The organism is Butyricicoccus faecihominis (genome assembly GCF_014648015.1).
GTDB lineage: Bacteria > Bacillota > Clostridia > Oscillospirales > Butyricicoccaceae > Agathobaculum > Agathobaculum butyriciproducens.
In genome coordinates this window covers 62,485-75,960 of the sequence record NZ_BMQH01000013.1, presented here as the reverse complement: position 1 = coordinate 75,960, position 13,476 = coordinate 62,485, and the positions used below count along the sequence as shown (strand labels likewise).

9 protein-coding genes are annotated in these 13,476 nt (G+C 54.9%); 6 read left to right on the top strand and 3 right to left on the bottom strand.

Annotated elements, in window-relative coordinates; translation table 11 throughout:
• Nucleotides 1-207 precede the first annotated feature (207 nt).
• The 6 genes from IEY11_RS12390 to prmC all read left to right on the top strand — a co-directional run bounded on the left by IEY11_RS12390 (nucleotide 208) and on the right by prmC (nucleotide 7,195).
• Nucleotides 208-1,542 carry a hypothetical protein gene (locus IEY11_RS12390; protein ID WP_188886707.1) on the top strand — a complete coding sequence of 445 codons (1,335 nt, stop codon included), beginning with the start codon at nucleotides 208-210 and terminating at the stop codon, nucleotides 1,540-1,542.
• A gap of 67 nt (nucleotides 1,543-1,609) precedes the next feature.
• The gene (locus tag IEY11_RS12385; RefSeq protein WP_110435794.1) at nucleotides 1,610-2,299 is read left to right on the top strand and encodes a response regulator transcription factor; all 690 of its coding nucleotides are present in this window, start codon (nucleotides 1,610-1,612) and stop codon (nucleotides 2,297-2,299) included.
• A 534-nt stretch (nucleotides 2,300-2,833) separates the two neighbouring features.
• Nucleotides 2,834-4,384 carry an ATP-binding protein gene (locus tag IEY11_RS12380; RefSeq protein WP_188886706.1) on the top strand — a complete coding sequence of 517 codons (1,551 nt, stop codon included), beginning with the start codon at nucleotides 2,834-2,836 and terminating at the stop codon, nucleotides 4,382-4,384.
• On the top strand, nucleotides 4,381-5,316 hold the full coding sequence (locus IEY11_RS12375) for a DUF1385 domain-containing protein (protein WP_188886705.1): 936 nt from the start codon (nucleotides 4,381-4,383) through the stop codon (nucleotides 5,314-5,316). The genes IEY11_RS12380 and IEY11_RS12375 overlap by 4 nt, the downstream gene beginning before the upstream one ends.
• Nucleotides 5,317-5,321: 5 nt before the next feature.
• Nucleotides 5,322-6,287, top strand: a complete 966-nt coding sequence (locus IEY11_RS12370) for a tRNA dihydrouridine synthase (protein WP_188886704.1) — start codon at nucleotides 5,322-5,324, stop codon at nucleotides 6,285-6,287.
• Nucleotides 6,288-6,307: 20 nt separating this feature from the next.
• Nucleotides 6,308-7,195: a peptide chain release factor N(5)-glutamine methyltransferase gene (gene prmC / locus IEY11_RS12365; RefSeq protein WP_188886703.1), complete on the top strand. Its 888-nt coding sequence runs from the start codon at nucleotides 6,308-6,310 to the stop codon at nucleotides 7,193-7,195.
• A 283-nt stretch (nucleotides 7,196-7,478) separates the two neighbouring features.
• Here the strand turns inward: prmC and IEY11_RS12360 are convergent, their stop codons facing one another.
• From IEY11_RS12360 to IEY11_RS12350, 3 genes are all read right to left on the bottom strand, one after another.
• Complete coding sequence (locus tag IEY11_RS12360) at nucleotides 7,479-9,248, bottom strand: alpha/beta hydrolase-fold protein (protein ID WP_118729977.1); 1,770 nt, start codon at nucleotides 9,246-9,248, stop codon at nucleotides 7,479-7,481.
• A gap of 17 nt (nucleotides 9,249-9,265) precedes the next feature.
• A complete protein-coding gene (locus tag IEY11_RS12355; RefSeq protein WP_188886702.1) occupies nucleotides 9,266-10,636 on the bottom strand; it encodes an MFS transporter in 1,371 nt (456 codons plus the stop codon).
• Nucleotides 10,637-10,851: 215 nt separating this feature from the next.
• Nucleotides 10,852-13,299 (bottom strand): GH39 family glycosyl hydrolase, encoded by a 2,448-nt coding sequence (locus tag IEY11_RS12350; RefSeq protein ID WP_188886701.1) that lies wholly within the window; start codon nucleotides 13,297-13,299, stop codon nucleotides 10,852-10,854.
• Between the last annotated feature and the right edge of the window lie 177 nt (nucleotides 13,300-13,476).

Sequence of the window (13,476 nt, the reverse complement as noted above, 5' to 3'; positions counted from 1 at the left end):
CCGTTCCTCTTGTCGGCAAAGCTGTAGTTTCGCGACAGCCTGAGGGCGGACCTTTGGTCCGTCCTTTTTCTATCCCTTTCTGCTTGAAATCCTGCAAAATTTGCGTAAATTTCAGTACCACACGCTGCTTGAATGTGCTATACTTAATATGTATAGGTGCCTGCACCTGTTAACCAATATTTGTATCATTTTAGGTAGGAGAGCTCCATGAGATCACTGCGAATTTTACCGGCGCTGCTGTTCCTTTTGCTGCTGGGCGGCTGTGTGTTTCCATCGGGCGATGAGCTGTTGTCCGCGCCCAAACCATCCAGCAATTACCAAAGTCTGCAGACTGAGCTGGAAAAGCAGCTGGCACAGGGCGTATCCTACGCCTCGCCGAGCGAGGGCGAAAACCGTTCGTCTATTCAGCTTGCCGATCTGGACAACGACGGCGTAGAGGAGGCCATCACGTTTTTCCGCGGCGCCACCTCGGCGACGAGCAACAAATTTACGGTAGCCGTTTACCGCAAGCAGGATGACAGCTACGTCTGCACCGGCACGATCGACGGCCGCGGAACGGCATTGCGTTCGGTCGAATTTCCGGTACTTGAGCCGAGCGGCAAGCGCGGCATGGTCCTCACCTGGCGCCTGCCGGGAGACGGAACAGGTGCGCTTACCATGTGCGATTTTGACGAAAACTGCACGCCGGATATCATTCTTGAAACCGAATATACCGCTATGGAGCTGACCGATCTGACCGGCAATGGCGCAAAGGATCTGCTGCTGATTACGAGCGACACCTCCGGCAAGCGCGTGGCACGCCTGTATCAGTATGACAACGGCTCCATGCTGCCGGCCGGTGAGACGGCGACCAGTCAGGGGACAGCTGCGGTTGAGCGCATGCAGTCCGGCCGTGTGCAGGACAGCAAGACCGCCGTGTTCGCTGAGGAAAAGGTGGCGAATGGCGCCGGTCTGACGACGGATATTTTCGTCTACTCGAACGACACGCTGCGCAATCTGGCACTGGACGGCGAGGATACCGCCAGCCACAGCACCTACCGTCCGGTGGCGGTCTACGCGAGCGACGTCAACGGCGACGGCATCACCGAGCTGCCGCGTGCAGTGCTGATGGCGGGCTATAAGGACACATCCTCGTCCGATGCGGTGTATATGCTCGACTGGTATGCCTACGGCATCGGCAAGGTTCCGACCAAGGTTGCAACCACTTATCAGAACATTTCGGATGCGTGGAGCCTGCTGATCGACCAGAAATGGCATGACCGCATCACCGCAATCAAGGCAAACGACGGCGGACTCAGCTATGTGGAATTTTTTGAGTACCGCAAGAACAAAATGTCCATCCCGCTGTTTAACATTTACTGCGCGACCGGCTCCAACCGTGAATACTACGCCGAGCGCACCGATTTGATCCAGCTGGGACAGACCACGCAGGCCATCTACTTTGCCAAGCTGACAAATGAAGGCGAGCAGAGCGAGCTGGCGCTGACCGGAGACGAGATCAAAGCCCGATTCTCGTTGGTCAACCAGGCGTGGAACAATTAAGAATCATCAAACGCCGCAGAAACGCGGCAGTTACCAATAAGCGCTAAAAGTACAGGAGGATATTACAATGAAGCGCAAAATTCTGGTTCTGGAAGATGAAGAAAATATCCGCTCCTTTCTGGTTCTCAACCTGAAACGCAGCGGTTACGAGGTAATAGAGGCCGAAACCGGCGAAATAGCACTGGAAAAGTACCATGAAAATCAGGATATCGCGGTTGCGGTGCTGGATGTTATGCTGCCCGGCATCGACGGCTACGAGGTCTGCCGCGCCATGCGCGGCGCGGGCTATCAGGCGGGCGTTATCATGCTGACCGCCCGCACGCAGGAAGCGGACAAGGTAACCGGCCTGATGAACGGTGCGGACGATTATGTCACCAAGCCGTTTTCGGTTATTGAACTGGCGGCTCGTGTGGACGCGCTGTACCGCCGCGTATCCGGTTCGCCGTTCTCCGAGGACGATGTGATCAAATCCGGTCCGTTCAAGCTGAATCTGCGTGCCCGCGAGGTGCTCAAGAACGGTGTGAAGATCGAGCTGACGCAGATCGAATACGGTCTGCTCAAGGCGTTCATGCAGAACATCGGCAAGGCGCTTTCGCGCGATGAGCTGCTTGAAATGGTCTGGGGACACCACTATGTGGGCGAGCTGAAGATTGTGGATGTGAATATCCGCCGTCTGCGGATTAAAATTGAGGATTCGCCGGCGGACCCGACCCATATTGTAACGGTCCGCGGCTACGGTTATATGTGGGAGGGCTGATATAGCCAATCGCCGCACCCGCGGCGAGGGGAACGGCGGCGGTTTCGCCGCGGAAACCCAAAGGGCAGACACCTGCGGTTTCTACCCTCTTGGGACTCCCGTTTCCCTTTGTTTCCTAATCTGGTGCAGACCAGAGACCGGCGACCGCTCCGAAATAGGGGAACGGCAGTCGGGTTACCGTTGCGTGTCTTTCGCAACCTTTTCGCAGTTCACAGACAGCATACTGCAACACAGGCGGTTAAATCAACGCAGGCGCGACACAAGGTGAATTGCCCGAAGGGCAAGAGAAGGTCCCCTGGGGGATAACAGTGTCGCGCAATTCGTTAGCACGTTATTATAGATAGCACCTGCGGAAGATGAACAGTACGCCCGTTCCCCTATAGTCTCAGTTATGAATTATCGCCGTGCCCTCTAAGGGAAAGAGGAAGATTCACAAGAAGGAGGAAACCGCAGGTTGTCTACCCTCTTATGCGTCCGCGCGGTGTCAGTGCACATTCTGTCGCTTGGTAAGCGGCATCAGAAAGGTCATTTTCTATGACAAATCGCAAGCAAAAACGCAAACCGGAACCGCCTCCGAAGTCGGAGACACCAAAGGTGCAGCACTCGCCGGGCGGCATCAAGGGCCGCTGGCTGGTGAACTCTTTGTCCTTCGTGCTCGTCATTCTGGCTGTTGTGGTCATTTTGATCTCTGTCGGCGTTTCAGGGTATTACTATGCTACCGTGCGCGACAACCTCGCGTCACGCGCGGCCACAACGTCGGACACGTTCCGCAAATACTTCACCGACACCTACGATCAGTTTTACACGCAGGCGGAGGCAACCGTCACCACATTTCAGGATCAGGACAAGTTTGAACAGCAGTTTTTGGACGCAAACGGCCGTATTCTGCTGTCCACCTCGGGCTTATCCGGCGGCGGCGTTGCTTCGACCGAGGATGCCTCGCAGGCGCTTTCCGGTCAGAAAACCGCAGTTTTCACCGGCAGAGACCCGCTTTCCGGCGAGCGCGTGATGAGTGTCACAGCGCCGCTGCTGAGTGCACGCGGCGATCTGGTCGGCGGCGTGCGGTATATCACCTCACTGCGTATCGTCGAACGGCAGATCTGGATAATCGTCGGCTGCTCTCTGCTGGCATGCCTGCTGTTCCTCATGCTGGTTGTGGCATCGAACAGTTATTTTATCCGGTCGATCGTCGATCCGGTGCTCAAAATCAACACCATCGCCAAGGAGATCGCGGCCGGACGCTACGGCGTGCGCCTGCAGAAGACTTACGATGACGAGATCGGTGAGCTGTGCGATACCATCAATTACATGTCGGACGAGATCAGCCGCGCCGAACGCATGAAAAACGATTTCATTTCTTCGGTTTCACACGAGCTGCGTACACCGCTGACCGCCATTGGCGGCTGGAGTGAGACGTTGCTGGCCGGCGGCGGCGAGGACCCGGAGGAGGTTATGCAGGGCCTGACGATCATCCAGAAGGAGGCGGGCCGCCTGACCCGCATGGTCGAGGAGCTGCTGGACTTTGCGCGCATCGAATCCGGCCGCATGAAGCTGGAAATCGAGACGTTTGATATGTCCATCGAGCTGTATGAAGCGGTTTATATGTATGAAAACCTGCTCAAAAAGAGCGGAATCCGCTTGCTGTACGACGAAGATGTGGATGCAAACTACTACATCAACGGCGATCGCCACCGCATGAAGCAGGTGTTTCTGAATATTCTGGACAACGCCGCGAAATACGGCGGCGACGGCAAGCAGATTGATATTGACCTTAAACGTGACGGCGGCAACATCGTCGCGTCTGTGCGCGACTACGGTCAGGGTATTCCCGAAGCGGAGCTGCCGTTCGTCAAGGAGAAATTCTACAAGGGGTCATCCAAGCAGCGAGGCAGCGGCATCGGCCTTGCCGTGACAGAGGAAATCGTTTCCATGCACGGCGGCACGCTGGATATTGCGTCCGAGGTCGGCAAGGGAACGACGGTTACCGTCACCATGCCGTCTGCCAAGTCCGAGGAGGCGCTCGGCATTACCGGTGCCATTCCGAAGGCATCTGAAACCCCGTTTACCGAAGGAGAGCATTCATGACAACGCAAAAGAAAACCACCATCGGTGGTCAGGCAATCATCGAGGGTATTGTAATGAAGGGACCTAAGAAGTCCTGCACGGTCGTGCGCAGGGCGAACGGCGAGCTTGTCAGCAAGACCGAACCGACGCCGAGCCGTGCCCCGATTTGGGAAAAGCCGATTTTCCGCGGCGCGTATACGCTGTTCACCGCTATGAAGGAGGGCATGCAGGCCATCAACTACTCCGCGTCCTTCTTTGAGGACGAGGAAGCCGATGTGCCGCCGTCCAGATTTGAACTCTGGCTGGAAAAGAAATTCGGCTCGGAGGGTCTGAACAAGGTTATCCTGAGCATTTCGACTGTCATCGGCATTGCCCTGCCGATCGGCCTGTTCATCCTGCTGCCGAGCTTTCTCGGCGGTTTTGTGCCGAAAACCTGGGGTGTGCTCGCGCGCAATGTACTCGAGGGCTGCGTGCGCGTCATTCTGTTCCTGCTGTTCATGTGGTCAGTGTCGCATATGAAGGACATCCGCCGCACGTTCGAGTACCACGGCGCAGAGCACAAGACCATTTTCTGTTACGAAGCAGGCGAAGAACTGACCGTTGAAAATGTCCGAAAACAGGGCAAATATCACCCGAGATGCGGTACCAGCTTCATGTTTGTGCTGATTATCATTGCGACCATCGTTTCATCGATCGTCTTTTCCATCATCGACATTACCAATCCGTTCGTGCGTATGCTCGCGCATTTGCTCCTGCTGCCGCTCGTTGTTGGCATAAGCTACGAGTTTAACCGCTATGCCGGCCGCTCGGAGAGCCTGCTCTCGCGTGCGCTGCGCTGGCCGGGACTGATGGTGCAGCACCTGACTGTATTCGAGCCGGACGATTCCATGATCGAGGTTGCGATCACTGCGATGAAGGCGGTCATTCCGGATGACGGCTCGGACGAGTGGTAAGCGCCATGCACTATTATTTTGCGCCGATGGAAGGCGTGACCGGTGCGGTCTATCGCCGGACGCACCACGAATTTTTCTCAGGTGTGGACAAGTATTTCATGCCGTTTATCACACCGACCACGAATGAAAAGCTGACGCCGCGGCAAAAGCGCGATGTCCTGCCGGAGTACAACGAGGGCGTGCCTGCGGTTCCGCAGCTGCTCACCAAGTCCGCCGCGGACTGCATCTGGGCGGTGAATGCACTGCATGACCTCGGGTATCCCGAGGTCAATCTCAACCTTGGCTGTCCGTCCGGCACGGTGACGGCCAAGGGAAAAGGAGCCGGTTTTCTCGCACATCCGGACGAGCTGGACCGGTTTTTTGACGAAGTTTTCGCAAAATGCGAGGGTATTTCGGTAAAAACGCGTCTCGGCGTGCATGAGGCAAGCGAGTTTGACAAGCTGCTCGAGATTTACAACCGCTATCCTATCACCGAGCTGACCATCCATCCGCGCGTACGGCAGGATTTCTACAAGGGAAAGGTGCGCGAGGAGGATTTCGCGGCGGCGCTGCCGCGCTGCAGCATGCCCGTATGCTACAACGGCGATCTCATCACCGAGCGGGACGTAAGCGCCGTCAGCGAACGCTATCCCGATTTACCGGCGGTGATGATCGGCCGTGCGCTGATCGCCGATCCGTCTCTCGTGGCGCGCATGACCGGCGGCAAGGCCGCAGACGCAAAAACGCTCGAGACCTTCCACGATACATTGTTCATGCGCTACTGCGAAGCCTTCAGCGACAGCCGGATTGCCATGCTGCGCATGAAGGAAATCTGGTTTTACCATCTGAATCTGTTTGAAAACAGCGAAAAACCGGGCAAAGCGATTAAAAAAGCCAAAAATGCCGCAGAATTTCAGTCGGCGGCCGCAGCCGTGTTCCGTAATTGCAGGGTGCGGGCGAACGCCGTGCCGCTGTGGTTCAAACCCGCGTAAATTTTAGGAGTTGACCCTGTGTGACCAAGACTATCAACGATGTTTACATGCAGCTTTTCCGCCGTTTGAAAGAGGGCGGCGACCCGATGCCGCAGCTGACCGCGCGGGAGATTACCGCCTACGCCTGCAAAGCAGACAAAAAGCAGACGGCCGGCTGGTCCCATTTCTACGTTGAGGATGCGACCGTGGATTACGCCGGTCTGCTGTGCGACCGCTGTCTGGACGGCGAACCGCTGGCGTACATTATCGGCGAATGGGATTTTTACGGCCTGACCTTCAAGGTGGATCGTTCGGTGCTCATTCCGCGCTCGGATACCGAGCGCCTGTGCGAGCTGGTCATTGAGCAGGCCAAAGAGCGGGTTTCACCTCGTATTCTCGATTTGTGTTGCGGCTCGGGCTGCATCGGCATTGCGGCGGCGCACACGGTCGAGGATGCCCGCGTGACCGCGATCGACCTGTCGGACGATGCGCTGCACATTACCCGCGAGAACGCCCGTGATCTGGGCGTGAGCAGCCGTTTGCTGACCATGAAAGCCGATGTTATGCACGCGCCTCCGCGCGGACTTGGGCAGTTTGATATTATCGTTTCCAATCCGCCGTACGTTACCGAGGACGAAATGCAGATGCTCGACCGCAGTGTAGCCGATTTTGAGCCGCATGAGGCGCTTTACGGCGGCGAGGACGGTCTGGATTTCTATCACGCCATCTGCGACAGCTGGGGTGAACTGCTGGTGCCGAACGGCAGGCTGCTGTTCGAGTGCGGCTGGCAGCAAGCCGATGACGTGGCCGGCATCATGCAGCGGCACGGCTACAAGGATGTCACTATCACTGAGGATTACAGCGGCGTGCCGCGCATCGTGTACGGCACGAATAACCGTCCGGATGTGGATTTGACGAGGGATGCGTAAATCGGGATTTGCGGGAGTGTCGCCGTTATGGTTAGAGAATTGCGGAAAGAAGATATAAATAAGGTTGCAGATATATGGTTGGACACCAATATAAAGGCACATTCCTTCATCCCTGCGCAATATTGGAAAAGTAATTTTGAATCGCGCGTTGTAAAATGAAGTTGCGCATTTAGTCAAATAAAAGGTCCACAGCGAGGGCCTCTGTGTTAGAATCAAATTCAACACAGAGGCCCTCGCTATGGACTATCCCAATCATATGTAAAGGAAAGTAGTAGATTAGCTATCAGCTGCGGGAGAACTTACGGAAGAATTCTTCCCAAATGCGGAACGACATTTCCGGCATAGTAGCATGCGGCATGTAGTCCACCTGCGTGAACTGCACGGGAGCCGTGCCCTCACGGTCGAAGTAATGATCTTTGAAGCGACCATTGACCGTGTTGGCGCACTGTGCCCAATCAGCAGGGATCATATCTGCCTTACCATTGCGTTTCAGCCACAGCTCGACGGTCAGACCGGTTTCGTTCTCGTGGGCGGGTTCACTCGGAATGAGCCATTCCTCATTCATGCCCCAGAACATCCAGATTGGAAGCTGTACGCCGTTTTCGGCGGCATACGGCAGGGAAGTCATTTTCTCATACGCACCGCCGAAGAATGCACCCGAGCAGGGGGCGACAGCGGCAAAGCGCTCGGTCAGTCCCAACGCCAGCATTTCGGTCATCAGCGAGCCCCACGAGTGACCGGTTGCGAACACGCGGTGCTCGTCCACCGGATACTCGGCAATCATCTTGTCCAGCAGGAACGAGAAGAATTTCAGTTCATCCGGGCGGTCGTCCTCAAGGAACACGTTCCATGCGTTGAGCGGCGCCCAGTCTGACATGAGACCCTGCTCAGGCATGTCAACCTTGGCATGCAGTGCGGACGGAAACACAACAATGAAACCATGTTTGTCCGCCACATCATACCAACCGCTGTTGCCGGCGTAGATTTCACCGGTACAGGTGTAGCCATGCATCGCGAGCACGAGCGGCACCTTCTTTTCGGGATTTTGCCGTACCGACTGCGGAATGTAAACATACCATTCGCGCATCCAGCCGTCAAATTCCTCGTAGTGGTACTCCATGCCGAGGTCGCGGACCGGATCCTTTGTCACGCGCAGTTCACCGCCGGGACTGCTCATCCAGCGGCGCTGACGATAGAGAAAGTCCTTCCAGATACGGCGCTGCAGGCGTTTGGCATACTGCTCGGATGCACCGGGAATACTGCTGTGGCAGACACGGTACGCTTCCTTCTCCTGATTAGGCGCGTAAGGTGTTTCCTTCACGCGGTAATACTCGTACTGATCGGGAGACAGCTGACGGCCTTCTTCGGCTTCACATGCATTGCGCCAGTAGGTGAGGATAGCGTCGCCGGTACCGGTAGATACGGTCGGATCGTCGATAATCCACGCGGGCATCGGGATATCCTGCTTGTGAATGTCCTTGCGATGTTCCGGATCCTCAAAGCCGTCCAGATTGAGGGCATACGCCTGTCCGCAGTCGGTCAGATACTGCTCGGAAACTGCCGAGCCGCCGACCGAAGCCACACCTGCGAAGAACGCCGGATCGTAAGCCGCCGCCATATTGGCGAGCACGCCGCCTTCCTTACAGCCAACCAGATAGAACTTGGATTCGTGGACACAGAACAGCTTGCGGTCTGCGGCGGCAAGGGCTGCTGCGTTGATATACGCAACATCGCCATCCGGTGTGCCGTAGGCTTCGTTCGTGTTCCATGTGCCGTTTTCCGGCTCAAGGAAGAACACGATCAGACGTTCCTTGCACTCCTCGGTGTCCGCGATCTCACACCAGCCGCTGTGCTCGAGCAGATCATCGGCGGTCTGGCCGTTTTCTCCCAGCACAAGAATACCGGCGGTGGATTCGCGGATATCATGCGGCACATAGGCCAGCATGCGGCGCTTTTTGCCCGCGTACTCTACCGGCAGCTCAAATGTGCCGGAGAACTTGGGGGCGTAGGGATTTTTCGGGTCGCATATGTCTAAAATTTTATGGGTATACATGTTGTTCACGCTTTCTGTTACGCCGTACGGCCGGTGAGATCCTTCATAATGCCGTCGTATTCCTTATCCAGATGGTAAACCAGCATAAGGATGATAACCAAGGCCCATGCGATCATGTTGCCGTAAATGTAAAGGTTCTTGACCATGCTTATTGCGGAGGGAATCTCCATTTCCAGACCGGTAAAGCCGGAAACCTCCATCAGCTGACCAACAAGCCAGCCTGCAACGCCGCCGCCGAACTTCTGGCCGACAGTGAATGCGGAGAAGATGAGGGCCTGTACACGGATACCGGTCTTCCAGTGACCGTACTCGATAACATCAGCCAGCATGGTGAAGATGCAGCCGTAGAACGGGGCTTCGCCGATACCGCGCATAACAGCAGCGGCCATAACCATGGTCATATTCTGCGGTGCAAACAGGACAACGACCTGACCGAGCACGCAGAGCACTGCGCCGAACAGAACCAGATTGCGCTTGCCGAACTTCTTGATGAACGGGGCAAGACAGATGATAGCAATAATCTTCGGAATGTTCTCGAAACTCTGCATAACGCCCATGACTTCGACGTTACCCAGCATATACTGTGCGTAGTAAGTAGCAACGGTGCCGTTTACGTTCTGGTACAGAGCAACGGCTATCATCGTGAGTGTAAGTACGATGAAATACTTGTTCTTCAGGGTAGCCTTCAGGCGCTGTGCGAACGGCATAGCCTCGGCTTCCTTGGCTGCATCAGTGTGGAAACGCTCCTGACAGCCCTTGTAGCAGAACAGCAGCATGAAGAAAGCAACGATGGAGTAAATCGCGCAGACCGTGATCCATGCCTTCTGACCGCCGCCGAGCATGTTGATGAACGGCAGGGTGAGTGCGGTAACGATCAGGTTACCGATCGGGGACATGGCCATGCGGAACAGATTGAGTTTAGCAAGGTCATCGTCATTGCGAGTCATCATCGGTGCCAGATTGGAATACGGCAGGTTGAGTGCGGTATATACGCCGGTGGTGCACAGGTTATAGGTGATGAATACATAGATCGCCTGCACCATCGTGCTTGAATGTGGCGGCACGCAGAACATCAGCACGGAGGCAATACCGTAAGGTGCGGCCATCCAGAGTATCCACGCACGAGCCTTGCCCTTCGGGGAGTTTACCTTGTCTACAATCTGGGCGATCAGCAGGTCGCTGATGCCGTCAAATACACGAGATGCTAACAGAATCGTTCCGACAAGTGCCGCAGACATGCCGATTACGTTCGTGTAGAAGTATACGATCAGACTGGAGGTGATTGCAAATACGACGTTGCAGGCGGTGTCGCCCATGCCGTATGCGATTTTTTCCATCAGACTGGTTTTGAATGAGGTGTCATTCATTGAAAGCTGTTTTTTCGTCATTTTCCTTACCACCTTTTTGTTCAGAATCGGCTGCGCAGCGTTTCTGTTTGGGATTTGACTATAGTATAGTACGAAAAGAACGAAGAAAATACGGGATATTCATTTTAGACATAGCAATATATTTTGTATTTACTCGGAGGAGAAACCGTGCTTTTGTCGCATAATATGAAATGACAGATAGAAAAAGGTCAAAAAACAGATATTTTAGAAAAGGTTTATGTAAAATTCATCTTTCTGATGCGGAAGAGCCGTGCCTCAAGCGGCTGCAGTGTTGTCTCGAGCCGCAGAGCGGTATCCACCTGTTCGGTGGTCAGTGTGCGGTGTGCGGAAGCGTGCTCGGCCAGATATTGCAGGAAGGCTCGGTCAGGGGACGGCGGTGCACCGGCGGCAAGCCACAGGTCGAACGAGGAACCCGAGGTGCGGGTGATTTCCTGCTGCTCAATCTGGTACAGACCGCGTCTGAGAGCGGGAAATGTGACCTGAAACCGCACGATCTTGCCGCTCTCGAATACCGAATAGGCGTCTTCCGGATGCTCTAGACGGCGGTAGCGATAGCGGTAAATGTTGTCGTAATGGGTGTAATTATATAGAATCAGCTGCCATTCCCGTTCGCTTTGGGTGAAATACCAGCCGTCACCGGAAGCAATGCAGCAGTTGCCGAGCTGTCCGAGCAGGCGCAGTGCCTCATAGCCGCTCTTCGGCACGCCGTTATAGGTGAACAGACCGTAGCCGCCGTGGTACATGGAATCGAAGTTCGCACGCTCGTCCATCAGATCGGAGATTGTCCAGTAGCCGAAGGCGGATACGGCATCCATATTTTCGCAGATGTTTTTGGTCAGCCAGACGGATTTGTAGCAGGTGTCGCTCGAAAGGTCGCGCTGCCATAGCGTGGAGTTCCATTCCTCGATGAAAATGTCCATGTCGGGCAATTCAAATTCGCGGCATATACCGTTCAGGTCATAGAGGAAGGTTTTAACGAAATTTGTATCCTTGGATAATACGGATGGGATAGACTGCTGACTGAGCGTATAGCTCATAAAATTTGCATCGGCGGACGAAGATTCATGCGGATAGCTTTGCACGGTCAGGAAATCCGGCAGACAGTCGTGGGCGGTGGCATACTGCAGAAAGACACGCATACCGCGCGGGTCCCATACCACACTGGACATGGCGCCCGGGCCGCCGAATTGCAGCCGTGTATCGACAGCTTTGACCGCATGGTACACGCAGTCATACAGTTCGAGATATTCATCCATGGTCATGCAGTCGAAGAACACATAGTTAATCTGAAAGGTAGAGAACTTCCACTGGGATACCTCGTCCCAGCCGTATCGGCAGATTGCATGCCGCAGAATAGCTTCAACCAGTGCGCCGAATGCTGTGCAGTCCGCACATGCAGCGGTGATCGAGCCGGTCTCGAAGATGCTGGTCTGTGCTTTCGCCAGTTCCCGGGGAATAAAGCTGAATTCCAGGAACGGGCGCAGCCCCTGCTCGAGCAGGAAGTCGATGACCATATCGAAGTAGGTGAAGCAGCACTTCACTTGGCCGTTTTCCATACCCTGATAGATGTGAAGCTCCTGATCGAGCATGCCGTGGAACCGCAGATAGCGGAAGCCGATCTCCTGCTGGATTTTGATAATCTGCTGTTGAATAGCGGCGGTCAGCAGATGCTTGGCGTATCCGGCGTTGAGCAGGGTTTTCCACGTATGACGAAGCCTGCGCGGCTGTACATTCTCATCAACCGTGATGTACCGCGTTTCGTGCGGCAGCTCGCGCTGCGGATCGGGCGGAACGGCAAACTGCAGCAGATAGGTAACGCCGTCCTGCAGTAAAGTTTCCTCGCCGGATGGGTCAGCGGCGGCTTTCTGGGTGGCATGCTGGCGGTATTGCCGCGGTGTCAGGCCGTGTTTCTGACGAAAATGTTCGATGAAAGCACTGGCGTTGTGAAATCCGCAGTCGTAGGCGATCTGAGTAATGGAGTGATCCGTGCTGCGCAGCTGCTTTTCGGCGTGTTCCAGACGCAGCCCCATGACATACTGGGAGTAGGTCATATCCAGATTCTGCTTGAGGAATCGGGACAGATAGCCTTCGGACAGAAACTCGCGTGCAGCAAGCTCGCGCAGGGAAATATCCTCATTCCAGTTGGAATGAATATGATCCATGATGCGCTTCATACGGCGCATGGTCTCCTCGCGCTTGGTATTGCTTTTTGGCACATCGGAAATGAGAAAATGCGCTGTCAGCAGATCAACGAGCTTGAGTACATTGGTGACAATACCGGAGGCGTTCTGCTCCGGGTTCTGAAAGAAATCCTGAAAAATCGTTGCAAATAATACGCGGATGGTCTGGTACTCCTGCTTTTCATTCTGGCTGGAGGCGTAGCAGAAGCAGACATTCTGTCTGCTCCAGTTGGCAAGCTGCAGCAGATTTTCGGGGATCTGCATGGCGATCATCTCGGCATTTTCCGAGCAGTTCACCTGATATAATTCAAACGGGTTGACAACCAGCAGCGCGCCTGCGGGCATGGAGTACTCGGCGGACTGGTATCGGATTGAGCTGTTTCCGTGCAGTCCGAAAAACAGCGTCAAACCGCTGCTGAACTCTGATCGGCAGATCTGGTCATGAAATGCCTGAAAGATAATCTGTTCCCGTTTGGTGCGCATGGCTGTTCCTGCTTTCTGTCGAATGTAGTGGTTTTATTGTAGCATACGGCTTCGGAAAAGTACAAGTGCGGCCTCGCGCGGAGCATAGAGACGGCACAAGTCTATTATAAAAAGCTGCCAATGAGGCAGCTGTCTATAAAGCAGGTTTTGAGAAACAAATACTATGGCAATTGCCGG

What these genes read in the sequence shown, in the direction of transcription:
- IEY11_RS12350 (WP_188886701.1), bottom strand. Translation starts at nt 13,299, where the DNA reads ATGCGCACCAAACGGGAACAGATTATCTTTCAGGCATTTCATGACCAG.
- IEY11_RS12370 (WP_188886704.1), top strand. Translation starts at nt 5,322, where the DNA reads ATGCACTATTATTTTGCGCCGATGGAAGGCGTGACCGGTGCGGTCTAT.
- IEY11_RS12355 (WP_188886702.1), bottom strand. Translation starts at nt 10,636, where the DNA reads ATGACGAAAAAACAGCTTTCAATGAATGACACCTCATTCAAAACCAGT.
- IEY11_RS12390 (WP_188886707.1), top strand. Translation starts at nt 208, where the DNA reads ATGAGATCACTGCGAATTTTACCGGCGCTGCTGTTCCTTTTGCTGCTG.
- IEY11_RS12375 (WP_188886705.1), top strand. Translation starts at nt 4,381, where the DNA reads ATGACAACGCAAAAGAAAACCACCATCGGTGGTCAGGCAATCATCGAG.
- IEY11_RS12380 (WP_188886706.1), top strand. Translation starts at nt 2,834, where the DNA reads ATGACAAATCGCAAGCAAAAACGCAAACCGGAACCGCCTCCGAAGTCG.
- IEY11_RS12385 (WP_110435794.1), top strand. Translation starts at nt 1,610, where the DNA reads ATGAAGCGCAAAATTCTGGTTCTGGAAGATGAAGAAAATATCCGCTCC.
- IEY11_RS12360 (WP_118729977.1), bottom strand. Translation starts at nt 9,248, where the DNA reads ATGTATACCCATAAAATTTTAGACATATGCGACCCGAAAAATCCCTAC.